Source organism: Enterococcus italicus (assembly GCF_023743875.1).
In the GTDB taxonomy this organism is placed as follows: Bacteria; Bacillota; Bacilli; order Lactobacillales; family Enterococcaceae; genus Enterococcus_G; species Enterococcus_G italicus.
In genome coordinates this window covers 1,592,368-1,616,506 of the sequence record NZ_JAMRVB010000001.1, presented here as the reverse complement: position 1 = coordinate 1,616,506, position 24,139 = coordinate 1,592,368, and the positions used below count along the sequence as shown (strand labels likewise).

The window sequence follows — 24,139 nt, the reverse complement described above, 5'->3', positions numbered from 1 at the left end:
CCGAATGAACAAAGTTAGATTGATAAATCTTCTTCTTTAAAGAAATACGGCAAAAGCTGCTCGACCGTCATTTCTTTTGTCACACCATTATCACCAACGAGCGTGACTGGCATCGCCGCATGACAGAACTCTGAAATGACTTGTCGACATGCCCCACAAGGTGAGATAGGCTTGGGCGTACGACCCGCAATCACCAAATGGGCAAAGTCACGTTCCCCTTCAGATACTGCTTTAAAAATGGCGGTACGTTCTGCACAATTCGTTAATCCGTATGAAGCATTTTCAATATTTAGACCTTGGTATACTTTCCCTGCTTTGGTAACCAAGCATGCGCCTACTGGGAAATGCGAATAAGGAACATAAGCCTTATCAAGTGCCATAACTGCATTGTCGATCCATTCTTGCTTAGCTTTTGTCATTTCCTCGCTCACCCCTTAATAGCCGATGCCCGTTTGACCAGAGATAATTGCAATACTTGCGCTTGTCCCTAGACGCGTTGCCCCTGCTTCAACCATCGCTACAGCTTCGGCTTCATTATGAATGCCTCCTGAAGCTTTCACACCCATCTCTGGTCCGACAGTCGCACGCATGATGCGAATATGTTCCACTTTTGCACCCGCTATAGAGAAGCCAGTCGATGTTTTTACAAAATCTGCTCCTGCTAGCTTAGCTAATTCACACGCACGAATGATTTCTTCTTCTGTCAATAACGCTGTTTCGATAATTACTTTCACTAATGCGCGATCTTTCGCCGCTGCCACCACTGCTTCGATATCTTGACGTACGTAGGCATCATCGCCATCTTTTAAGGCGCCGATATTGATGACCATATCTACTTCATCCGCACCGTTTTGAATGGCATCAGTCGTTTCAAAGGCTTTTGTTGCAGAGGTATTTGCCCCTAGAGGAAAACCAATCACTGTACAAACTGCCACTGGTTCATTTTTTAATTGTTCAGATGCAAAGGCAACCCAAGTTGGATTGACACATACTGAGTAAAAATGATGCTTTTTGGCTTCATCAATAATTGTTTGAACCGATTCTCTAGTTGCATCTGCCTTTAAGATTGTGTGGTCGATCATTCGATTTAATTCCATTTTCATATCCCCTATTCTGTAATCATTTCATGTATTAAAACTGGTTCTTCTCCCGATTCACCAATCGTAATACTTTGTTCAATACGCTCAATCACATCTTCAATGTCTTTTTGGTTACTATAAATGGTCAGTAACGTATCGCCTTCTTGCACAGCGTCCCCTACTTTTTTGTGCAATTTGATACCGACTGCATAGTCAATGGTATCTTCTTTCGTCTTGCGCCCTGCACCAAGCATCATGGCCGCAATTCCTAAGTCATTAGCGACCATTTTTTGAATGATACCAGACTGTTTGGCTGGAAGAGCTACCTCATAGCGAGCTGTTAATAATACCTCTGGGTGGTCGACGACGGAATCATCGCCCCCTTGATTGCGAATCATTTCGCGGAACTTTTCTAATGCTTTCCCACTAGCTAAAGCCTCAGAAAGAAGTGCACGTGCTTCTTCCAACGACTCTGCCTTCTTAGCTAAGACGACCATCTGACTACCTAGTACCATGCACATTTCAGTCAAATCAGCAGGACCATTGCCTTGGAGCGTCTCGATTGCTTCCACCACTTCTAAGCTATTTCCGATGGCTTCTCCGAGTGGTTGCGACATATCGGAGATGACAGCCATGGTTTGGCGGTTAGCCAATGCACCAATCCGTACCATCGTGTGTGCGAGCCTTCTTGCATCTGTCAGATTCTTCATAAAGGCGCCATCACCCGTCGTTACATCTAAGACAATCGCATCTGCCCCTGCTGCTATTTTTTTACTCATGATTGAGCTAGCAATCAACGGGATTGAGCTGACTGTCCCCGTCACATCTCTTAACGCATACAATTTTTTATCCGCTGGTGCCAAATCACCTGACTGACCAATGACCGCGACTTTGCTTTCATTTACCATCTCGATAAATTCGGTGTCAGTCACTTCAATCTTAAAGCCAGGGATTGCTTCTAGCTTATCTAGCGTCCCACCTGTATATCCTAAGCCTCTGCCAGACATCTTAGCGACTGGTACACCAACACTGGCAACCAGTGGCGCCAAGATCAACGTCGTCGTATCACCCACACCACCTGTCGAATGCTTATCTACTTTTGTGCCAGCGACCGAAGACAGGTCCATCACTTCACCTGAATGAGCCATTGCTAGTGTTAAGTGCGTGATTTCCTCATCCGTCATATCGACAAAATAAATCGCCATCAATAAGGCACTCATCTGATAGTCTGGAATGTTATTGTTCGTGTATTCAGAAATAACCCACGCGATTTCTTCTTTATTTAAAGCATGACCATCACGCTTTTTCTCAATAATATCGACCATGCGCATAAAACTGATCCTCACTTCCTTAATCTTCTTTATTATACATAAAAAACCCACATAGTAAACCGTTTTAGTAAACTGGTTTACTAAATAAACTTTCATAAAGAAAGCCCTTACAATATAGACTATACATTGCTACGGCTTGGTTGTCAATGTTTTCGTGCTCTCACGAATAATTAATCTAGTTTCAAAAATTTTATTCGGAACCCGGTGGCGAGGATACTCTATCGCATCTACCAAGAATTTGGCAGCTGTAAAACCAATATCGAACGTTGGTTGCATCACAGTGGTAAGTGGTGGATTCATATACTCAGAAAACTGAATATCATCAAAGCCAATCACAGAGACATCTTCTGGTACCTTTTTTCCCGCCTCATAGATTGCTTTGTAGCACCCCATAGCCATTAGATCATTGCTGCAAAAAATTGCCGTAATCTCGCGTCGTCGCAACAGTTCTTTAGCGGCCGTGTATCCTCCTGTAATCGTCAGATCACTACTTGCAACGTATTGTTTACGAAAAGGAATACCTGCATCCTTCAACGCCAAACGATACCCATTAAATCGTTCTTCTAATTGATAATAGCCAGTATTTTCCTTTAACACGCCAATGTGACGATGTCCTTGCGTGATGAGATGTTTGACTGCTAAGTACGCTCCTTCATACTCTTTGATGATTAATCGGCCCGTATCTCGTGTATTAATACCACGATCAATCAAAATGACCGGCGTTTTTTGAAAAAATGAACTTTTCACTTGGTACGCTTCCGGTAATAAGTGCGGAGTAGCTAGCAAAATCCCATCGACGGAACGATGGGCCAATTCTTCTAAAAACTGAATTTCCTTTTCTTGGCTCTGGTGTGAATTACAAAGCACCAACATATAACCCAATGGATTCATGTAGCGCTCTGCTCCCTCTACGATTTTGGAAAAGAAGGCATCGGTCACATCAGGAACGATCATGCCAATCGTTTTCGAATGGCGCTTAATCACATTGGAAGCAAAGAAATCAGGCTTGTAATGATACTCTTCGACAATCGCCAACACACGCCGTCTCGTCTCTTCACTAAAACGGCTGCCTTTATTATTCAAAATTTGTGAAACAGTCGTAACAGATACACCGGATAATTCAGCGATTTGACGGATGGTTAGTTTCATTGCTACACTCCCTATTCTTTGATACTTTTGATGATGTAATAGCCTTTTTCTTTTTTGATTACTTCGGCATTACCAAAGACTTCAATCATTTTCTTTTGAGCGCTTGGTGCGCCTTGTTTTTTCTGAATCACAATCGTCAAGCTACCACCTGAAAGGAGACGCTCATACGCTCCAGACAAGATTGTGTGGACGACTTTTTTGCCTGCGCGAATCGGTGGGTTACTCACGATTGCCGCATAGCGTGCTTCTAGGACATTTTCGTAAATATTTGACGGATGAATGGTCACTGCATCAATGTGATTTAAGGTTGCATTTTGTTGTGCCAAAGAAACTGCACGTTCATTAATATCTACCATCTCGACTTGACGCTTTGTTGCATACGCCAATGACAAACCAATTGGCCCGTAGCCACAGCCTACGTCTAATAGCGTGCCCTCTGGTAATCCTGCAGTCGTAAATGTATCAATTAATACCCGTGAACCAAAATCAACGGTTCCTTTTGAAAAAACACCGCTATCGGTCAAAAAACGAAACGTATGATTTTTCAATTCAAACGTCCACTCATTGACATGATGAGCCGTATTTGGTTGCTTTGTATAATAATGATCAGCCATCTTGATCCTCCCCTTTGTGTCGTTTCTTTATCATACCAATTATTTTCAAATGAAACAAACACCATTAAGCATCCTCTCCAAAAAAACACAAAAGAATCAGACAAGTATGCGTTTTACTAGCTTTTTATGTTAAACTTGTTGGGAATAAACGAAGGAGACCGTTTCATGAAGGAAATGACCAATTATTATTTGATACCACGTGAAGAGTGGCAAGGCTTCTATACAAAGGGCTACACGCCACTCACACAAGAAGAATTAGATAGCATTAAAAGTTTAAATGACCGGATTTCAATTCAAGACGTGGAGGATGTCTATATTCCCTTGTGTCACATGATTCATCTTTATATGAAGGAATTTGAATCGCTGACATTAAGCAAGGGATTGTTTTTGCATCGCTATGTGAAGATGCCACCGTTTATCATTGGCATTGCCGGTAGTGTGGCTGTCGGAAAAAGCACCACTGCTCGCCTACTACAGACACTACTCGCACGGCTCTTCCCACGGCGAAACGTCCAACTCATTACGACTGATGGCTTTTTGTATCCAAATCGGACCTTAGAAGAACGAGGACTCATGGATCGCAAAGGCTTTCCGGAGAGCTATGATATGCAAGCACTGATTACCTTTTTAAATGCTGTCAAGTCTGGCCAGCCCAATATCCCTATCCCGATCTATTCGCACAGTGTCTACGATATTGTCGAGAATGAATATGAATACATCGACTGTCCCGATATTTTATTAGTAGAAGGAATCAATACTCTACAACTCCCTGCCAATGAGCAAATATACGTCAGTGACTTTTTTGATTTCTCTATTTTCGTCGATGCCGATCCATCATTAGTCGAAAAATGGTACTTGGAACGCTTTGAATCACTCCTAGACACTGCCTTTCGTGACCCGACTAATTATTACTATAATCTAGCCATTGGCAATCGCCAAGATGCCATTGCACTTGCTGAAGAAATTTGGCAAAAAGTAAACTTAAAAAACTTAAAAGAATACATCTTACCTACCCGTAGTCGTGCTGATATCATCCTACACAAAACACATCATCACGCCATCGATCAAGTCTTTTTACGAAAATATTAGAAATTGAAAAGAAGTTTTTGCAAATTTTCACTCACTCGCTTATGATAGATACTAACTTACGAACATAAATCAAAAAAAGAATAGGGGTAATAATCGTGACGAACGTTGACAACATGCCTAACGTTGAAAAAATTATTGTGCTAGATTACGGTAGCCAATACAACCAATTGATCACTCGCCGCATCCGTGAATTCGGTGTCTTCTCAGAATTACTGAGCCACCGAATTACAGCCGAAGAAATCAAAGAAATGCAACCAAAAGGAATCATCTTATCAGGAGGACCAAACTCAGTATATGATGATGGATCTTTTGGTATTGATGAAGCCATCTTTGATTTAGGTATTCCCGTCTTAGGTATTTGTTACGGCATGCAATTGATGACTCATCGTCTAGGTGGATCTGTCGAAGCCGCAAAGAATAAAGAGTACGGCAAAGCTGAATTAGAAGTATTAGCTGCTGATGCTGCTCTCTTCCAACACACGCCAGCCAAACAAACAGTCTGGATGAGTCATGGTGATTTAGTTACGAAGGCACCAGAAGGCTTCTCAATCGTCGGCACAAGTAAAGACTGTCCGATTGCATCTATTGAAAACACAGAACGAAAAATGTACGGGGTGCAATTCCATCCGGAAGTTCGCCACTCCGAGCACGGAAACGACTTACTGAAAAACTTTGCCTTAACTGTCTGTGGCTGCAAAGGCGACTGGAGTATGGAAAACTTCATTGATATGCAAGTGAAAGCTATCCGCGAAAAAGTCGGCGATAAGAAAGTATTGCTTGGCTTATCTGGTGGGGTAGACTCTAGTGTCGTAGGTGTGCTCTTACAAAAAGCCATCGGTGACCAATTAACTTCAATCTTTGTCGATCACGGCCTACTTCGTAAAGGTGAAGCAGACCAAGTAATGGACGCTCTTGGTGGAAAATTTGGCCTAAACATCATCAAAGTAGATGCCAAAGACCGCTTCCTATCAAAACTTGCTGGTGTCTCTGATCCTGAACAAAAACGGAAAATTATCGGAAATGAATTTGTCTATCTGTTTGATGACGAGGCAACTAAGTTAGCTGGGGAAGAAGGAATCTCCTTCTTAGCACAAGGTACACTATATACGGATGTCATCGAGTCTGGAACTGAAACAGCTCAAACAATCAAATCTCATCATAATGTTGGCGGACTACCTGATGATATGCAATTTGAACTGATTGAACCGTTAAATACTCTTTTTAAAGATGAAGTTCGAGCATTGGGGACAGAACTTGGGATGCCCGACAACATCGTTTGGCGTCAACCCTTCCCTGGTCCAGGCCTAGGTATTCGAGTGCTTGGTGAAATTACGGAAGAAAAGTTAACGATTGTCCGTGATTCAGATGCCATTTTACGAGAAGAAATTGCTAGTGCCGGATTAGATCGTGACGTTTGGCAATATTTCACTGTTTTACCAGGTATTCGTTCCGTTGGAGTAATGGGTGACGGTCGTACTTACGATTACACAGTTGGTATCCGTGCTGTCACATCTATTGATGGTATGACCGCTGATTTTGCACGTATTCCATGGGATGTCCTACAAAAAATTTCTGTTCGTATCGTTAACGAAGTGGCACACGTCAATCGTATCGTTTATGACATTACAAGTAAGCCACCAGCAACCGTTGAGTGGGAGTAGTTGTAGGAGAGCCAGAAATCCTTGTTTATCAAGGGTTTCTGGCTCTTCTTATTTTTTTACTGCACTTTTATTGCACTTTTTTCATTTCTTTGTTTCGCAAGTAGTCTACAGTAAATTGATTCTTTGGTGAAGTATCATAATTTTGTTTTGCTTCTTTAAAGGAAATGGCTCCATTTAATTTGTTAGCTACCTCAAAATTACTGTTAGGATAAAGATGTCCATACGTTCCTAAAGTCGTCTCAATATCTTCATGTCCTAAACGGTCTTTAATGATGAGTGGGTTTTCTCCCATACTGATTAACAAGGAAGCATGCGAATGCCGTAAACCATGAATTCTGATTCGATGAATACTAGCCAGCTTAGCATAGCGTTCAATAGCATGTGCTAGCGTATGTTTTTGGGTAGGAATACCGTTATAGCTCATTACAAAGTCTGTCTGAATTAGATTTTGTTGTGCTTTCTTCCATTCGGATAGATAATTTAGAGTACATTCATCTAATACAATATGACGAACACTCGCCTTTGTTTTTGGTTCAACAAATCTATAATCCGATTGATTCTTGTAATAAAGTGTTTTGTTGATGGTTAGTACTCCAGAGTCAAAATCAATATCTTCCCATTGAATGGCAGTAGCTTCACCAATTCGCATTCCAGTCATAAATAAAAACCACAGAGAGATAAATAAAAAGTGTTGATAGTAATCTTCTTTATAAATTAGAGAGATTACTTTTTCAAATTCTTCTTTTGTCCAAAATTCAATTTTAGACTTTTGCTTTTTCACATTGCCAATAATCTTAGATGGATTTGTGGTGGTTATCCCAAGGACAATTGCTCGATCCATAGCAACTGAAAATAGTCCTTGAACAGCTCTCACATAAGAAGACTTACATTTCTTTGATAATTTTAGTTGCCAATTTTGCACATCAATAGGCTCAATATCGGAAACAGCCATTTTATCAAAATAAGAGAAATGTTTCTTAATAGTTGGTAAGCGATTTTCATATGTTCTGAGCTTTACCTGTGTCTTATACCATGGAAGAAAAATTTCAAAGATATAATGATTAAACGTCATTTTATCCTTATTCTCACTTAATTCTTCTGGTTTCATCAGTAGTAGTTTTGAATATTCTTCTCTTGCTTCTTTTTTAGTAGTGAATCCACTACGATATTTTTGAATTTTTTTTCCTTTAGAATCATAACCTAGATTTGCACGAAAATAATAGGTTCCATTCTTTGCTTTTTTTATTGGGTCTTTAACCATAGTTTTTACTCCTTACTGTGCAAAAACTACTCAGACCTGTTTTCATTTGAAAACCGAATTCCTAGAATTTCTTCAACAGCTTCACGAGGGACTCTATCTAACTTTCGAGATTGATAGTAGGTATGCCCTTTTGTAATCATCAATTCTTTTGCTTTTTTTATGATGTCTGCTGAAAAAGAAGTTCCATATCCTAGCTCAACTAAATCTTTTTTTGTGACCGTTATCATTATTACTCCTTTCCCATTATAGGCTAGGAAAACTCCAATATTCACCTATAATTATATCAAATATTTTTATGATAATACATTGACAAGAGAAGAATATCCCAGCAATCGAACAGCTCTAGCAAAGCTCACGGGCATTTCACCCCTGCATGATTTTCATGTAGCCGTACCCATTGTCTGCGACGCTACTAACGCTCGGACTGTGGCTATACGGGAGTATCATTATCACGATAAGAAAGTCATGGCAACAATCCTGCTAAAGATTGTTTACGAAGTTTTAACATGAATCGCTCGCTATCTTCATAGATCATGGCGTGTTAGTTCGTTGGCTCTTTTCTTATCGAAACGTATTCGATTGGCTTTATTCAATTGTCAAAGAACGTTTGGCTTGTTAGCCTATCAAAACATACTGAACATACAGTAGGCTTTGATGGAATAACAAACCTCCCAAATCGGGAAGCGTGGAACGGTTCAACACGCTTCCACGAAAAAATGAGATTATTTAATTTCGAACGCTAAAATCTTGGTGATGAGTTTTGTTTCCATTCTGCCACGTAGGGTTTCATCAATAACCATATGAGAATTGCCATATTCGTCTGTCATGCGACGCAAAGAACGTTTTGAGGTATACCCTCGATAATGTTTAACAATCTGATTAATTGCTTCCACGTCGCCATCTGTCGCCTTTACAATGAGGGGGAAGGGAACCCTTGGATAGGCTGTTTTCATTCTTTACACTCCTTCATGAATTCTTTAATCATGGCTAGTCCACTTATTCGATGACGATAAACTGTTGAACGATTTACATTTAGTAATTCTGCAATTTCCACATCACTCATATCCATAAAATAATGAAGTAAAATGATGTTCCGCTTGTTCTCTGGAAGGTGGCGTAAGGCTTCGCTTAACAAATCACTTTCAACATTGATTCTTAATCCATACAATGTGAATAGTTGAAAATCAGTGACATACGTATCAACCGTAGAAAAAGAGGTGACAAGGTAGTTATCTATTTCAGAAAATGAAACTTCTTTTTTGGACAGTCTGCTTAGATGTTTGAAATAATCTTTCCGTTCATCTTCAATGGCTTGTTTGCAGATATAGTCAAACTGATTTTCTATGGTTTCTTGAAAAGAAGATGGTTTCATGTTTTTCACCCCCTTTCTGTCGTGAAAGGGAGTGGCATGTACTTCTTTATCTCCCTTCATACTAAGTCCCGACACGAAAGGGGGATTTGTTGCATAAGTGAAGAAAAATCTTAAAAGATATTCACGAAGTAGCCAAAAAAACACATAAACAGATTGTTTTCTCTGTTCATGCGCTTCAATTGTTCTGTCTATACGATTTGTAAAACCACATTGATGGTCATATTTATCTAGTGTAGGTGGGTAAGTTTTTTTGATAAGAACCTAATTAAGAGAATTAGATAGTGACGTATCTTTTTCATGGCGACTGTGACCTCCATTCAGTCGCCAATTTTATCTACTTTTTAGCAGCATAACTAAATTTTATATAGTTGTATGGGTAAATAAAATCAGCGACCTTTCTATTTGAGATTGGATTTATCACATTCATAAGCATAATAGCGCTCTTAAAAGAACTCACAAACTACATAACACGTTTTTCTATACCTGTTTCCACTTGGATAGGAACAGTAAAATGTATAGAGGTGGTTTATTATGCGTAAAAAAGAAGATAAATACGATTTTAGAGCCGTTGGTCTAGCGATTAAAGAGGCTCGAATAAAACGTGGTCTCACCCGTGAACAAGTAGGAACAATCATTGAAATTGACCCACGTTATTTAACAAATATAGAAAATAAAGGGCAACACCCAAGTACACAGGTGCTTTATGATCTTGTATCATTACTCCATGTGTCTATTGATGAATTTTTCTTACCTACAGATAATTTGATAAAAAGCACTCGAAGGCTACAGATAGAAAAATACATGGATAGCTTTACAGACAAAGAACTATCCTTAATGGAAGCACTAGCAAAAGGTATCAATGAAGCAAGAAATATTGAAGGCTAGTCAGTAAAATTCAGATAAACAAAAAGAGCCGATAAGATGAGAGTTTCATTTCTCAAATTATCGGCTCTGCGTCTTGGCGTCTGGCTCTTTGATTGTTATTATATTCATTTTTTGAACATTAATTAAAGTTTCGTTCTTACATTTGGGGCAGTATAAAGGGAAATTTTTAAGTATAGTATCCACTCGTATTCGTAGTCTTGTTTTATTTCCACAAATAGGACACAATATCCACTTGTAGTTTATAATAACAATCTCCTCCTTTCCACTTTAATTCAAATCTATATTAAAGAATATTTCATCTTATTTAATAAGAAACCATATTTATATAACAACATAAAACGCACTAAGTTATTTTATTGAACATATATCTTACTTTATCTATCCGACTATTTAGACGACGGGTCTGGCAAACAGGTTCGCCAGTGGTAACCTGATATCCTTTTAGCTCTGCTAAACAAACACTAAGCCCATTTGTAAAAAAAGTTAAATCATTGCGATAATCTTGAATACATCGAGCAGGAATTTCTCCAATAATAATGACCTCATTATTTTTCAGTTGAGTATTTACGATATTTGCACAATATTTGGGAGCATCGTTATATGCCCGTGAAAGATATTCCTGTGGTGCATAAACTTTAAAACTAAGATATGGCTCTAACAATTCTGTTCCAGCTTTTCTAAAGGCTTGCTCCAGTACAATAGGAGTAAGCATCCGAAAATCTGCTGGAGTACTAACAGGGCTATAGTATAAACCGTACTTAAAACAGATTTTACAATCCGTCACATTCCAACCATATAATCCTTGTTCGCAACCATAGCGTATCCCTTCCATAACTGCATTTTGAAATGATTGATTTAAGTATCCAAGAGAAACCGAGCTCTCATACTGCATTCCACTTCCCAACGGAAGCGGTGATACAGATAAACCAATGGAAGCCCAGAAAGGATTTGGCGGCACTTCGATGTGAATGGTATATTCTGCATTTTTTAACGGTCTCTCCATATAAATGACTGTAGGCTCTTTTAGTTCTATCTCCACATGATACTTTTCTTGCAACAGTGCACTAATCACTTCCATTTGTACTTTCCCTAAGAAAGAAAGTATAATTTCATGTGTCGTAGAATCCACGTAATATCGTAGAAGCGGATCACTATCTGAGATTTCCAAAAGGGCATCAAGCAACATTTCTCTCTGTTCAGGTTTACTCGGTTCAACAGTTGTTTGTAGTAGAGGGTGCGGATTTTCAATCTTTTTTCTCTGTGGCAATAGTTTTGTATCTCCAAGAACACTATTTAACTTCAAAAACTCATTTTGCAAAATAACAATTTCTCCAGAATAAGCTCTATCAATCTTACATAATTCACCATTTATTGAAGTATACATTTCTGTAACTTTTATTTTTTCTTTTTCTGATACTCTAACCGAATCTCGTAAATGTAGTACTCCACTATAAAGGCGTATATATGCAAGACGTTGTCTTTTTTTTGTATATTCAATTTTGAAAACATTTCCGCAAAGTTCAGACGGACCTCGATGTGTTGATGAATAAAATTTATTAGTAATAACTTCTATAAGGTTATCAATCCCTATATTACTTTTTGCACTTCCATGATAAAGAGGGAACAGAGAACAATTCTGAAATCTTATGCTTTCCTCTTGTTCGAGTTCCAATGCTTCTAATGATTTACCGGACATATATTTCTCTAAAAGGTCATCGTTTCCCTCTATTACCGTATCCCATTGTTCAGATTCGGTAAAGTTCGTCACACACATATTAGGATACAGTTCTACCTTCTGTTTGATTACAATTTCGGCAGAAAGTTTCTCTTTAATATCCTGATAAACCGTTGATAAATCAATTCCATTTTGGTCAATCTTATTGATAAAAAAGATTGTGGGAATCCCCATTTTCCTAAGTGCATGAAATAATATACGAGTTTGTGCTTGTACGCCATCTTTTGCAGAAATCAGTAGAATTGCCCCATCTAAAACTGATAATGAACGATATACTTCTGCTAAGAAATCCATATGTCCTGGCGTGTCTATGATGTTCACCTTCGTATTTTCCCACTGAAAAGAGGTTATTCCTGTCTGAATTGTAATTCCTCTCTGACGTTCTAAAAGCGTATTATCCGTCCTCGTTGTACCTTTGTCCACGCTTCCTAATTCTGTAATCGCTCCACTGTTATATAATAAGCTTTCTGTTAAGGTAGTTTTTCCTGCATCAACATGAGCTAAAACTCCAATATTAATAATTTTCATGTGATTTTCCTCCATTCAAAAACCCAAAAGGGCATAAAAATCCCAGTGATAAATACTTTTATCACTGGGATTTTTATGCATAACCATAGGTATACAAAGCATACAGATATTCTCTGGATACTTTAGAATCACATGATAAAGGTATTCTTAAACTGGGTACAAAAAACTAAGCCCTCCTAAAAAAGGACATCTAATTATTTGTTCCCGCTATCAAATTGACAGTTTATTTAAGAATACCTTGCCGCATATTTATTAACTCCTTTTAAATAGTCACTTAAATAATAGCACGTAAGAGCATATTTGTAAAGGAATCTCCAATTTTTTATCAAAAAGAGTACATGATTACAAAGTATCTGTAATCATGTACCAATATTTGTTATTTTACAATCTTCCAATTATCTTGTTTTTCTAATATCAACTCAAATTGCGAGATTTGGGTTGCCTTTGTTTCTTGATCTAAATATTTCACAGCGACATTCACGATTACTTGGTTATCTTTTCTGGTAAAGATAGGATTCACCAATTCCTCGAAAACATATTCCTTGTTAATCATAGGTAACACATGATTACTTACATAGTAAGTCAATTCTTTTTCTGTGGCGGTAGGATAGAGCTGGAAGAACGTTTCTAAAAAGCTAGTGATTTCGTCCATCGTTTCTGTATCTACTGTATGGTCACTTTCTAGCTGTTTGGGTTGGTAGTCCGATTTTTGAGGTTTCTTACTCATTGTCGGATTTTTGATAATAACCATATTATCTGATTCATCTATATGGACAACCACATGAAAGCTAGACGATATAGTTTCCTTGTCTTTGTCTTCGGTAATAACTTGTTCAACAGAAAACAGTACCTCAAAGGTGTTCTCATTCACTTGAGAAACCTGCCACACCTGTATATCGTTCACACTAGAACTAGTAGGAATATCCTTACGAATCATTTCTTCATTTAATACCTGCAATTCTTCCGTCAAATAATGGGTCAATTTTTCATTTCGTTTATCAATGGCTTCTTGGGATTGTTGCCACGAAAAGTAGTCTTTCGCAAAGGATTTCACAAAACTTTCTACTTGGTTGGTATCGACAATCTGCTGTTTAATGATTTCTGTTTCACGGACAGTATGAGTGTCAATGGCAGTAAAATTTTTATAGATTCCAAATCCGACACTACCAATCAATAAAACCCATAAAACAAAGGTTAATTTCTTATGCGTGCCAACTTTAATCATCGGAACTTTTCTTTGCTTGCTCGGTTTTTTAGATTTCTTTGGTTTCTCCTTCTTTTCTTTTCGCTCGATTTTTATAATCATTTGATTCATTCCTTTCTTAGTTATGAATAACACGTCTAGCCCCAATCAGATGGTCTTGCCAATAACGACTGCTTAAGTCGCCATAACCGATTGGGTCGCCTGCATGATAAAAGCGATTTCCCTCTAAATATATCGCCACATGAGTCACATATGTGCCTGCATTATAGGTTGAATGAAAGAAGATAAGGTCGCCTGCTTGGGCTTCTTCCATAGAGATTTCTTGCGTAGCGTCATACTGATCTTGGGCGACACGAGGGAGAGAAATGCCAGCTTTGTCATACACCCATTGTATTAAGCCACTACAATCAAAAGAGGTGGTAGGCGACGCCCCTCCAAAGACATAGGGAAACCCTTCGTATTTCAAGGCTTCGTCCATAATGACTTGCACGGTTTCATCATCAAATTCTGTTGGGGAAGTGTCGGTTAGGTATTGTGAAACCAACTGAACATAAAACTGATTTCCATAGTTATATCGCCAACCACCATTCACAGGTATGGCTATGGGATTGGGATAGTCTGCTTTTTGACCACCCGACTTCTCTTTAGAAAACTGTTCGGCTAATTCATAGGTATATTTTTTCCCATGACTCCTCACATAATTTAAAAAGCCACCGCCATAATTATAAGATTGGATAACAGAATCTATATCCACTCCTTGTTGTTCTGCACTGGTTAATAATTCACTGAAATATTTAACCCCTTGTTTGATGGACTCTTCGGTACTCAAACTGTTGGGCGGTAAACCCAAAGATTCGGAACTTTGCATAACATCTTCTGCTGTACCGCCCGATTCCACTTGCATAATGGCTAAGATATAAGAAACATAGTCTTCAATCCCATATTCCTTACCATATTTTTCAATCAACGGACGGTGTGCCAACACTTCTGGTGAAACGGTCACACCGCCTTGTGAAATAGAAGAATCCTTGTTGTTTTCGCCACTGTCCGTATCATCTGCAAAGAAAATGACTAGGAATAATAAGAGAAAAAAGAAGAGAGAGAAGACCACACTACAAATCACTGTTATTTTTAGCTTCATGTTTGTTGTCCTCGCTTATCCGTTCTTTTATTTAGCTTCCTCTGATTGAATTGCTTCGGTGGTGTCTTTTGTTTTTGCTCTTTTTTCAATGGTCGCTGATGATTTTCACGTTTAGTGTTTTGTGACAAAACAGGCGTGACGGTTTGCTGACGCTTGCGAACATGCTGCTGGTTATTCTGAACAGGAGATGATGGGTTTTCTTTTCGTCTTTTTTCTTTTGCTTTATCCAGCTCCAAACGCTTTTGAGCAATGTTCTTTCGTTTTTGCTCCTGCTGGTTCATACGCTGTTGTTTGCGTTGAGCTTTGGTATCTGCCATAGATTGTTTAAAGTCTGTTACATTATGAGTGACATTCTCTTTTCCTTGATGAAGGGCATATTTGACATGGGTTGGTGTCGCCTGTATCTGTTGTTTAGCCTGCTTTCTTTTATTGACTAGACGATTTTTCGTGTCCAATACATGGGCTGTCTTTTCACCTAATCGTTGCCCGATACCGCCTTGTTGCTTTTTCACATTGGAAAGTGCTGTTTCTTTCTTTGGTGTAGTCCGTTCATTTTGACGAGTATGGTTAGCTTTATTGGTTTGATTCTGCTTTGTTGTCATTGTCTTTTGCTTCGTTGACCCTGCTTTTCCACGAAAAATCTTACTCATACTGCGTTGAAATCTTCTGGTTTGTCGATTCATCATTTGACGAGGTCTGCGAAACACTTGTCTGCCCATGTTTTGAGAGTCGTTGCTTTGTAAAGAGAATAGGCTCATTAAATCGCCCAGTTTAAAATAAATCCCTGCAAAGGTCACAATTTGTAAAAACATAATCATGAAAAAGGGAGAACTTGCTGACAGCGAATAAAGCATAGTGGAAATACTAAAGGCAACGGTAATAATCAAGGTAATACCAGCCCTTGTCATAATCACATTAAATAACTTGGTAATGGCATGCCTGCCCATGCCATCAAAACTCGGCAACATACTTAATAGGAAACTGATTGGCAAAAACATAGCGAAAATAATAAATAGCACTTGCGAAAAAATCATGATTCCTGTTAGAAGGAAAACAAAAATCGAGATACCAATATTGAATACAAACAAAAAGAAGACCGTTCCTAATCGGGAAATGGTCTTCGGGAGTGTTAAATAGGTATTGTCATGATCTTCAATTTCTTCAATCACTACATTTTCTCTATCTTCACCATTGTTTGTATCTGGACTGGTAGCCAATAACTTTTCCACACGGTCTTCACCTAAGGTTTCTATATCGGTTGAGCCATATTGAAGTAATAACCACGGTTGCTTGACTTGAACAGAAAATAGGCTATCACGTATCATATCCACACTGTCTTTGCCTTGACTATCCGTATCGGGAAGGACAATCTTTGTCCCAATATCTAAACTGGCAGTGCTCACATCTTTGGAAAAATCATTGATTTTCGCAATATAATCGGGAGCATACGCAATAAAGGAAGCTGATAGAATAAACACCACCACAAAATTTAACACAGCTCGTATAGCTTTGGTCGTTTCTCGTTTCACCAGTCCTGTATAGGCAACGTAGATTCCAACAATCAGAATAAAAAGAAGAAGGAAGCCGACATAAAAACCCGAACTGGAAAAGCCATTCGGTGTAATCCCTGCAATGGTCTGCATGTTCTCACCAATCGCTTGAGACGTTTGACTAATGAAATCCAAGGCGTAGGCTTCTTTGACCAAATAGCCTGTGGCGTTGGAAAGATAAAGAGAAATCGTCCAAATGAAATTGGTAATGGCATACAGTCCATACATCACTGATTGCCCTATGCCGTCACTCCAATTCCACGGCAGCCAGCCCCAGCTATTGTCCACATAATAATCAAGCTGATAATGATTTAAACCATACTTGGAATACTCGTTGCTTGTATCAATGGTTTCATCAACTAAGCCTGTTGCTTGTACTGCATTGCCCAGCGTGCCTAATAAAAGTAAAATAACGCCCACACAAAGGAGCGTTATCCAACTATAGTGAAGAGATTTCTTTTGTTTTTGTGTCATTTTTCCCCCTCATTTCGCACAGGCGGTCTGGTATCAAAGGCATGAAGCAACTCTTCAAAAATCGGGTGAAACTGCATAACCCCTACACGACCATAGATGTCTGAAACTAAACATTGTCCATTTTCTAATTCACGTAAGCGTTTCTGATTGTTTTCATCTTCCTTGTCCACGCCAAAAAATTCTAAGGTCTTTTTGATTTCCACTAGGTCAGTGGAACGAAAGGCGAATTTCAAGCCAATATTATTCTTCATCTTTTCATCTAGTAAATCGTCGGCGTTTTGAGTAACGAAATAGACCCCTGCATTCATGGCACGCCCTGCCCGAACTAAACGCATAGATAGAGCTTTTCCTTGTGCCACTTGTAAAAAACTCCAAGCTTCATCAAGGTCAACAATTTTAAAAATGGAACGGTCAGAGTGGATAAAGTCTAAAGCAAAGGTACTAATGACAATCAGCATTGCCACACTTAATAATTCCATGGTGGTGTATTCTTCAAAAGAGCTATTGGAATCGGGTAAGACCAAATCTGCCACTTGAATAATATTGAGTTGTTTTTCCAAGCTAATGGATTGGGTGACATTGCCATCACTGAATAACAGATGGGCAAAATCATAATCGACAAAGCTTTCGATATGGTCAGCAATACTATTGCTGATGGGTGTATCTTCTTTTCGCAATTCATCAATCACCAATAACAACCCTCGTTGTTCGCTTTGAGTGACACTCCGAATCGCTTTACGCAGGACAGGAAACTTCTCGCTATCTCGGCTGGAAATGCCTGTTAAGAACGTGAGAATATCAATGGCTAGGCTTTCTGAATCTTTCGGGAGTTTTAAGATCACATAAGGGTCAAGTAACCCTTTATTGTCGTTCTCACTCGTGAGATTAACGATATTGATTTCATGGGCAATATCAGGTAAGGTTTCTTTCCATTTGCCACGTTCAGCTTTTGGGTCTACAATGATTGCCTGTCCGCCAAAGAGTACCGAATAATAGACCAGCATATTGTTAGAGAATGATTTTCCGCCACCTAATGAACCAATAAAAGCAGACGCTAACGCATTCGTCACAGAGCCTTTAATTCCTTGACTTGCAAGGCTGGGTTGGAGATAAATATTTCTGCCTGTATCGAGATTGTAACCGACGTAAATACCAGAATTTTCACCAAGCATTTGTGTAGCTCCGAAACCAAGACCAGCCAAAAAATCCGACGTGACATATTGAATATAGTCATTGATATATCGCTTGCTTGAGGGAATAAATTCATTATGCAAGCCTAGCATATCGCCAAAAGGTCGTACTAATTTGATAGACAAATCATCATAAAAATCTTTTACTTCATCACAACGTTGTTTCAACTCGTCCAGATTTTTTGCCGATACCCGTACCACATAGCTTAGTTTGTACATGGATTCTTTGGTTTGGTCTAGGTTGGTTTCTAATTCGTCGACAGATTCTAAAGCGTCCACCACATTGGTACTGGTTTCATTGTCGCTTTCCCATGCGTGACTATCCAAGTCTTTCAATTCTTTCTTTTTGTTGCGAACGGTAGACAGAGCTTTTTTATTAGCAACAATTTCAACATTCATGCTGGTATCAATCGGGAAAGTGAACTGTTGTTGCTGGTAATAAAAAATCTCACTATTGGGGAAATCCAATTCGCCGACGATACTGTTAATCGTAAAATACGCCACATAAGTGGTAGTATCTTCCTGTTCCATCCGTAAGTAGCGTTGCTTTTCTTCGATTAAACAGCGAGTGGGTTTAATAATATCGTATTTCTTTACCAACACTTTTTTATCTTCATATCGTTTGGGTAAATGGTAGTCGTAGTCATCAAAAGGAATCCCTGTTTGACCGTAAAGGTGGGCAATGATATACCCAAAATCATCTTTCCCCAATGGGCGAATGTGAAAGCGTCTGGATAATTTACTTTCTAATAACTGTTCCATTTTAGAAAAGCGTTCGATTTCTGACATAGGCATAGAAACAAAATCGCCCATCAACTTGTGATTCACGCCATGAAAGAATTCCGCAAATGCTTTTTGAATGTCTTTGCCAATATTTTTGACCGATACTTCCTGTTCATTCAGCAAGAGTTTAAAACCAATAAAAAAGCGATAGTCCACTTGATTGTCACCAATCATAGAAACTAACGCTTCGGTCTGTTCATCTATTTTTTCGTAAGCTATCTCTTTTAATCGTCCAGTGATTTCTTTTTTCGATTGTTCCTGTGTCGCTCGAATACTTGATTCGGTTGCTAGTTGCAGGGCATGAATCTTACCATCACGATTTTGGGCAATCAATTGACGGAAATTATCATGAACTTGAACTTTTTCATCGGAACTTAAAAAACTGTAATTATAGGGAATTAATTCATAATAAGCAAATACTTCGCCATCATGATTAAATACGAGATTATCTTCGATATATTTAATGGGGTGTGCCATTTAATTGTTCACTCCTTACAATCGTGATTGATTCATTCATTTTTTCTTTATTTAATCGTATTTGTTTGCCAGCATAGGTTATTTTAGGGCGTAGAGCATAGGTAATAATAGATTTTAAAAATCCATAGGGTTTCTTCCCGTCAAAGGTTTTTTGACACATGAACCAAGTGAGGACAACGGGAATCCCTAAGTATTTGAGTAGTGCTCCGTCAATCAAGGAAAGTGGTGGTAAACTGCCAAAGATTATAACGACAAACAAAGAAACGATAAACCATGTCATTTGTGTAAAGGTTATGGGAAAAGGGAGTTGTAAATCATTAATTGCATAAATCACTTTTTCTACTGACCAAATACTGGTGTAACTTCTTATTTTTTTCATGTCTTCACGTCCTTTCCGTAAAAATAGAAAAAGAGCAATCAAAATAGGTGATTGCTCTATAAAATAATAATTATTTTGTGACTTTTAATTGTTGAAAAATAGTTATTCTGAGTAAATCATCTAAAAGACAGCAGGTATGAAGTAATACCCAATTTAATCTACTGTATTCTGTATAGTCAAAATGAAAGTGTTTCATAAATTTTTGAGCGAATTTTTCTGCTTTTTCGTTAAAACCTTTGAAATCACCATGTCCGATTTTATTTCTCATTTGTCTTAATAATTTTGCTACTTCACTCGAAACCTCTCCATATTTCTTATCAAGATAAGGTATTAGTAATTTGTCAATTTCATTTGTATTCTGATTTGGTTTTAATAATACAAGTTCTAACAAAGTAAAAGTCTTTAAATAATGATTTTGATTATAACTATTATCACTATATATCCCGTTCATAATATAATCTAATTTGTAATAATCGTTTTCCGATTTTAGTATAGAATCAATTCGGTTGCCCATTTTTTTAAGTTCCGTAATGTAGTCGTCTGTAGTCCTGCACCCTTTAAAGTTTGAATCAATTCTAAAACTTAGATTTGATAATATCCTAGTATGCTCTTTAGGATTCATATTACTTGTATAAATGCAGTTCATATGAATACCATTTTGTATATCATGATTTACAAAGTTACTAAAATACATCACTTTTTCAGCGTAATCCTCTTCACAAAAACGACCATCAAAGCAATTGCTTGTCCAATCAAAAAAAGGCATATCCTGATATTCATAGTCAAAGAATAGACATATCATATTATCAACAAGGCATTGAAGACATGACTCAATAGAATCTAAATTATATTTTGTATAGTCTTCAACATTGGCGTGAACGATTTCTTTCAAATAAGATATAGAATATTCTGTTTGAAATGTTTTACCATACCTTTTCAAATTATCTGCCATGTCAATTTTTTGTTGTCGAATTTCTTGTAACATGTCTTCTATAATGCTTTCCTTCCAGTCATCAGAAACATTAGATATATATAGTTTCAATTTATCTGACAATTTTATTTTTGTTATTTTCCCATAAACATCTATTATTACCAATTGAACAATCCTCCTTAATTCAGAACGTATAAAATTATTATAGCAGTATTGCTAGTTTAGAGTAATCCATGTTAATTAGAATACTCAAATACTCCATGAGAGGTGATAAGATAATTTCCCTCTATTTCCATATCACGTCCCAAAGCTTGATAATCAATATAATTTTGTAAATTAGAAGGTACTTCACCAAGTTGTCCTGTTTCTTCCACATAATAACGGGCGACATCTTCCATAGAATCACATTCACTATAACAATGAATATTCTCTTTGTTTTCCAGTAATTCTTCCAAGCTACTAAACCACATGCCTTGAATTTCTTTGAGTTCATTATAAATAGGTGTACCTTCGATTTCTTGAATGGCTTCACATAGACGGTTGATTTCACTAATTGGCGTGTATTCGTCCACATCAAAAGGAAGCTCAAAATCATGTATGGCGTATTCTTCGTAGTTCTCATTTAAACCGATTCTTTCTGCCATTTCTTCCTCATCAATTGGTGGAGTAAACCATGATCCAACTAATTCACCTTCATTATACCGTCCCAAATTTGCCACATAGACTTTCAATTCCAATTCTTATCACATCCTTTTTATAAAATATAGTCAAAAAAAAAGTAGCAATCAGTTAATGACGCTACTTATCAAGGTATCCGCTAATATAATCTGTAACTGTACTTGAAATACCTATTATTAGTTTTGCTTCTCTCTTTCCAATAATATTTGTATTAGGATGTGCAAGTGAATGCCTATTTCTTGCTTCATTAAGAGAGCTAATCATTCCATTTGATGACCTTATCGTTGTCTTCACTATATCAGCAAGTTCAGTAGGTTGAATTTCTTTTTCAATTAATTGTTGTATCCTACTATATAATTTAGATAGATTTTCGTCTCTAGGAACTGTAATTTCATATTTTTTTAGTATTTCAATTAAATATCCATGAAAAGCAGTGTGAACTCTGTCAAAGGCACGTTGATATTCACCATTACTCATGAAAGACTCAGCGTCTTCAATAGCTTGTGAAATCACATCACTAATTTTCAACTGACTAAAGTTAATTACTTCGTAATTCTCTGGAAGTGGTACTAAAATAGTATCCACTAATACATTATCACCTTGTTTATCATATATGGAGCTTGCTGTCTGGGTAAGCAAATCTTTATGACTTTCAAAAAAGTCTAAATCATCAAAAGGAGCTCTTATTTTAAGATAGGTGCAAAGCGTATTCCAATCCCTTTTGTATCCTTTATAATAAGTAAACTCGTTAGTCTCATCTAAAGTTACCTCTGATATTTTCATTTTAGAAACAATCTCGTTACCTCCTTCATAATAATTTGAAGAGCTCTTTCTTTCTAATGTTTTAATTAAAAGAGATTTAAATTGATCATTTGTAAACATATTCATGGATCCTTTCATAACAAAATATATACTTCCTATTTTATCATGAAAAATATCTGTTAAGCACCAATGATTCGGTTAAATAAGTTTAATAACACATCTTTCACGCCAGCTGCATTGAACACAAGTCCGACGGCGATTAAAGCAATAATCAAAAAGCCAATAAGTTTTGAAAATTCTCGTTTAAAACCTAAAAACAGTCCAATGACGACAATCGCTAACAATACCAATGACTGTGCATTATCCAAGAACCAGTTGTACAAATTCTGCCCAAAATTCATGTGATTGTCCTCCTTTCCTTAAGATATTTTTCTCGATAGTAGATATAGCTTTTTACACGCTTTAATAATTGAAAAGGAGTTAAATGCTCTCCATAAACAGTTATTCGACTGGTATAATTCTTATAAAAGCTCACTTTGTAAAAATCATAGGTATAGATGGTATCACCAGCTTGCCGTTTTCCCTCAATAATGAGAGACGTATATTTCCCTGTATTTTGTATATACGCTTGAAACCCTAACTTCTTTAATTCTTCTGTTAAGAGGCTCATGTAATCAAATCCTCCATGCCTAGATGTTGTTGTTCAATTAATTTCTCATGTTTTTCTGTCAGTTTGGCTTCATGAATCATGGTGGAAATAATGGTTGTACCGTTGAGAATATCTAAAATGCTTGCGACTTTTAATGTAGGGGCGACTTGATGATGTAACCAGTTCAATGTTCGTTCAAAAGAATAAGGTTCTGGCTGTATGGTTAGGCGTAATGCTCCACGATTTTTGCCGATAAACCATTCCCAGCGTTCATTGGTTTGCCAATCACTCCGTCGCTTGGTTTCGTCCTTATCGGCAAAGCGAATATAACGATTGATAATCTCAAACGCTGTTTTTTCTGCATTTTGATGTTCCAACAAATCTTTCATGGCTTGAGTGGCTCTGTCGTTTTTCAAACGAATTTCAAAGCGATTCTTTATTTCTGCGTCTTCTAAGGCAATATCATTTTTCACGTATTGCTCATAATCTTTCTCATATATACAGAAATAGACTTCGCTTTTTAATGAGCCAATATAAAGGGTGTTTCCCATGTCTGGTTTTTCATCACGGTGAACCAATTCACCACTGCGATAATTTTTAAAGCTCCGAAAGACGGAAATACATTCTTCCTGTTTACATTTCTTTGCCAATTCTGGAATATTCAAAATCCCTGTTTTATCGTTGATGGCTAAATCCAAGCGTTTGAAAATACCTTTATGTTCCATGCAATCTTGAAAGAAACCATACCAGCTCCGATGTTGAGCCAATAGAAAGTTTTCAAATTGCCGACAGCCTTTTCCTTTCAGTTCTAATAAAACCCCTTTACTTACATCATGAGAGACTAGGACAACAATATCACCGAAACGATAGTGTTCGGGATAAGAATAATAGCCAAAGTCTTCGTGTAGCATATAATCCATATTCAAGCGTAAAACCTCACCGATAATTTGAGACACATCATTGGTAGGGAATCGAATCCGTACATAGTCGAATAACATCTCCAATGGGTTATCGGGATTGAAGCGTTCCAAAGCGTTCAGTAAATCTTCTTTCACCTGTTGAGTAGGGACTGCCTTGCCTGTTTCAATATCCGATAGGTAAGGTCTGGTAATATGAGAAGCAACCGCCAGTTTATTTTGAGAAACGCCATAAGCCAGTCGCTTTTCTTTCAATTCCTTAATCCAAATTTTTTCGTTTTCCATTCGCAAACCTCCAAT

25 protein-coding genes and 1 pseudogene are annotated in these 24,139 nt (G+C 37.6%); 3 read left to right on the top strand and 23 right to left on the bottom strand.

What is annotated here, in order from left to right:
• Window positions 1-14: 14 nt before the first annotated feature.
• The 5 genes from NE257_RS07885 to NE257_RS07865 form a co-directional block, all read right to left on the bottom strand.
• The gene (locus tag NE257_RS07885) at window positions 15-419 is read right to left on the bottom strand and encodes a cytidine deaminase (protein WP_251886172.1); all 405 of its coding nucleotides are present in this window, start codon (window positions 417-419) and stop codon (window positions 15-17) included.
• A 15-nt stretch (window positions 420-434) separates the two neighbouring features.
• Complete coding sequence (gene deoC, locus NE257_RS07880; protein ID WP_251869892.1) at window positions 435-1,097, bottom strand: deoxyribose-phosphate aldolase; 663 nt, start codon at window positions 1,095-1,097, stop codon at window positions 435-437.
• An 11-nt stretch (window positions 1,098-1,108) separates the two neighbouring features.
• On the bottom strand, window positions 1,109-2,410 hold the full coding sequence (locus NE257_RS07875; protein WP_251851998.1) for a pyrimidine-nucleoside phosphorylase: 1,302 nt from the start codon (window positions 2,408-2,410) through the stop codon (window positions 1,109-1,111).
• 129 nt (window positions 2,411-2,539) lie between these two features.
• Entirely contained in the window at window positions 2,540-3,559 is a 1,020-nt protein-coding gene (locus NE257_RS07870; protein WP_251851997.1) for a LacI family DNA-binding transcriptional regulator, read from the bottom strand.
• Between the two features lie 11 nt (window positions 3,560-3,570).
• Complete coding sequence (locus NE257_RS07865; RefSeq protein WP_251851996.1) at window positions 3,571-4,173, bottom strand: class I SAM-dependent methyltransferase; 603 nt, start codon at window positions 4,171-4,173, stop codon at window positions 3,571-3,573.
• Window positions 4,174-4,338: 165 nt separating this feature from the next.
• Here NE257_RS07865 and coaA point away from each other — a divergent pair, with 165 nt between their 5' ends.
• Together coaA and guaA are read left to right on the top strand one after the other, a co-directional pair.
• On the top strand, window positions 4,339-5,262 hold the full coding sequence (coaA, locus tag NE257_RS07860; RefSeq protein ID WP_251851995.1) for a type I pantothenate kinase: 924 nt from the start codon (window positions 4,339-4,341) through the stop codon (window positions 5,260-5,262).
• A gap of 95 nt (window positions 5,263-5,357) precedes the next feature.
• Window positions 5,358-6,923: a glutamine-hydrolyzing GMP synthase gene (guaA, locus tag NE257_RS07855; protein ID WP_251886171.1), complete on the top strand. Its 1,566-nt coding sequence runs from the start codon at window positions 5,358-5,360 to the stop codon at window positions 6,921-6,923.
• A 67-nt stretch (window positions 6,924-6,990) separates the two neighbouring features.
• Here the strand turns inward: guaA and NE257_RS07850 are convergent, their stop codons facing one another.
• The 4 genes from NE257_RS07850 to NE257_RS07835 form a co-directional block, all read right to left on the bottom strand.
• Entirely contained in the window at window positions 6,991-8,184 is a 1,194-nt protein-coding gene (locus NE257_RS07850) for a site-specific integrase (protein WP_000237798.1), read from the bottom strand.
• A 26-nt stretch (window positions 8,185-8,210) separates the two neighbouring features.
• A complete protein-coding gene (locus NE257_RS07845; RefSeq protein WP_000633909.1) occupies window positions 8,211-8,411 on the bottom strand; it encodes a DUF3173 domain-containing protein in 201 nt (66 codons plus the stop codon).
• A gap of 495 nt (window positions 8,412-8,906) precedes the next feature.
• Entirely contained in the window at window positions 8,907-9,137 is a 231-nt protein-coding gene (locus NE257_RS07840; RefSeq protein ID WP_000845144.1) for a helix-turn-helix domain-containing protein, read from the bottom strand.
• Complete coding sequence (locus NE257_RS07835; RefSeq protein WP_000804878.1) at window positions 9,134-9,556, bottom strand: RNA polymerase sigma factor; 423 nt, start codon at window positions 9,554-9,556, stop codon at window positions 9,134-9,136. Before NE257_RS07835 ends, NE257_RS07840 begins: the two co-directional genes overlap by 4 nt.
• A gap of 531 nt (window positions 9,557-10,087) precedes the next feature.
• On the opposite strand from NE257_RS07835, the gene NE257_RS07830 reads away from it, so the two are divergent.
• Window positions 10,088-10,441 carry a helix-turn-helix transcriptional regulator gene (locus tag NE257_RS07830; protein WP_001227349.1) on the top strand — a complete coding sequence of 118 codons (354 nt, stop codon included), beginning with the start codon at window positions 10,088-10,090 and terminating at the stop codon, window positions 10,439-10,441.
• A gap of 57 nt (window positions 10,442-10,498) precedes the next feature.
• Here NE257_RS07830 and NE257_RS07825 read toward each other — a convergent pair whose 3' ends face one another.
• From NE257_RS07825 to mobT, 14 genes and pseudogenes are all read right to left on the bottom strand, one after another.
• Window positions 10,499-10,666 carry a cysteine-rich KTR domain-containing protein gene (locus NE257_RS07825; protein WP_001803271.1) on the bottom strand — a complete coding sequence of 56 codons (168 nt, stop codon included), beginning with the start codon at window positions 10,664-10,666 and terminating at the stop codon, window positions 10,499-10,501.
• Window positions 10,667-10,784: 118 nt separating this feature from the next.
• Window positions 10,785-12,704 carry a tetracycline resistance ribosomal protection protein Tet(M) gene (gene tet(M), locus NE257_RS07820; protein ID WP_000691737.1) on the bottom strand — a complete coding sequence of 640 codons (1,920 nt, stop codon included), beginning with the start codon at window positions 12,702-12,704 and terminating at the stop codon, window positions 10,785-10,787.
• 15 nt (window positions 12,705-12,719) lie between these two features.
• Window positions 12,720-12,767 (bottom strand): annotated as a pseudogene (locus tag NE257_RS11765) (hypothetical protein); the annotation flags it as partial.
• 313 nt (window positions 12,768-13,080) lie between these two features.
• A complete protein-coding gene (locus NE257_RS07810; RefSeq protein WP_000584387.1) occupies window positions 13,081-14,010 on the bottom strand; it encodes a conjugal transfer protein in 930 nt (309 codons plus the stop codon).
• Window positions 14,011-14,026: 16 nt separating this feature from the next.
• On the bottom strand, window positions 14,027-15,049 hold the full coding sequence (locus NE257_RS07805) for a bifunctional lytic transglycosylase/C40 family peptidase (RefSeq protein WP_000768374.1): 1,023 nt from the start codon (window positions 15,047-15,049) through the stop codon (window positions 14,027-14,029).
• Window positions 15,046-17,073, bottom strand: a complete 2,028-nt coding sequence (locus NE257_RS07800; protein WP_251886170.1) for a CD3337/EF1877 family mobilome membrane protein — start codon at window positions 17,071-17,073, stop codon at window positions 15,046-15,048. Before NE257_RS07800 ends, NE257_RS07805 begins: the two co-directional genes overlap by 4 nt.
• Window positions 17,070-19,523, bottom strand: a complete 2,454-nt coding sequence (gene tcpF, locus NE257_RS07795) for a conjugal transfer ATPase TcpF (protein WP_000941001.1) — start codon at window positions 19,521-19,523, stop codon at window positions 17,070-17,072. Before tcpF ends, NE257_RS07800 begins: the two co-directional genes overlap by 4 nt.
• Window positions 19,507-19,902: a conjugal transfer protein gene (locus NE257_RS07790; RefSeq protein WP_000723886.1), complete on the bottom strand. Its 396-nt coding sequence runs from the start codon at window positions 19,900-19,902 to the stop codon at window positions 19,507-19,509. Before NE257_RS07790 ends, tcpF begins: the two co-directional genes overlap by 17 nt.
• Window positions 19,903-19,972: 70 nt before the next feature.
• Window positions 19,973-20,998, bottom strand: coding sequence for a hypothetical protein (locus NE257_RS07785; RefSeq protein WP_251886169.1), 1,026 nt, complete (start codon window positions 20,996-20,998; stop codon window positions 19,973-19,975).
• Between the two features lie 71 nt (window positions 20,999-21,069).
• Complete coding sequence (locus NE257_RS07780; RefSeq protein ID WP_000421245.1) at window positions 21,070-21,570, bottom strand: antirestriction protein ArdA; 501 nt, start codon at window positions 21,568-21,570, stop codon at window positions 21,070-21,072.
• A 61-nt stretch (window positions 21,571-21,631) separates the two neighbouring features.
• The gene (locus NE257_RS07775; RefSeq protein ID WP_000494842.1) at window positions 21,632-22,393 is read right to left on the bottom strand and encodes an abortive infection family protein; all 762 of its coding nucleotides are present in this window, start codon (window positions 22,391-22,393) and stop codon (window positions 21,632-21,634) included.
• Window positions 22,394-22,452: 59 nt separating this feature from the next.
• On the bottom strand, window positions 22,453-22,674 hold the full coding sequence (locus tag NE257_RS07770; protein ID WP_001009054.1) for a hypothetical protein: 222 nt from the start codon (window positions 22,672-22,674) through the stop codon (window positions 22,453-22,455).
• Window positions 22,671-22,943: a hypothetical protein gene (locus NE257_RS07765; protein ID WP_000055367.1), complete on the bottom strand. Its 273-nt coding sequence runs from the start codon at window positions 22,941-22,943 to the stop codon at window positions 22,671-22,673. Before NE257_RS07765 ends, NE257_RS07770 begins: the two co-directional genes overlap by 4 nt.
• Window positions 22,940-24,124 (bottom strand): MobT family relaxase, encoded by a 1,185-nt coding sequence (gene mobT / locus NE257_RS07760; protein WP_000426691.1) that lies wholly within the window; start codon window positions 24,122-24,124, stop codon window positions 22,940-22,942. Before mobT ends, NE257_RS07765 begins: the two co-directional genes overlap by 4 nt.
• Window positions 24,125-24,139: the final 15 nt, after the last annotated feature.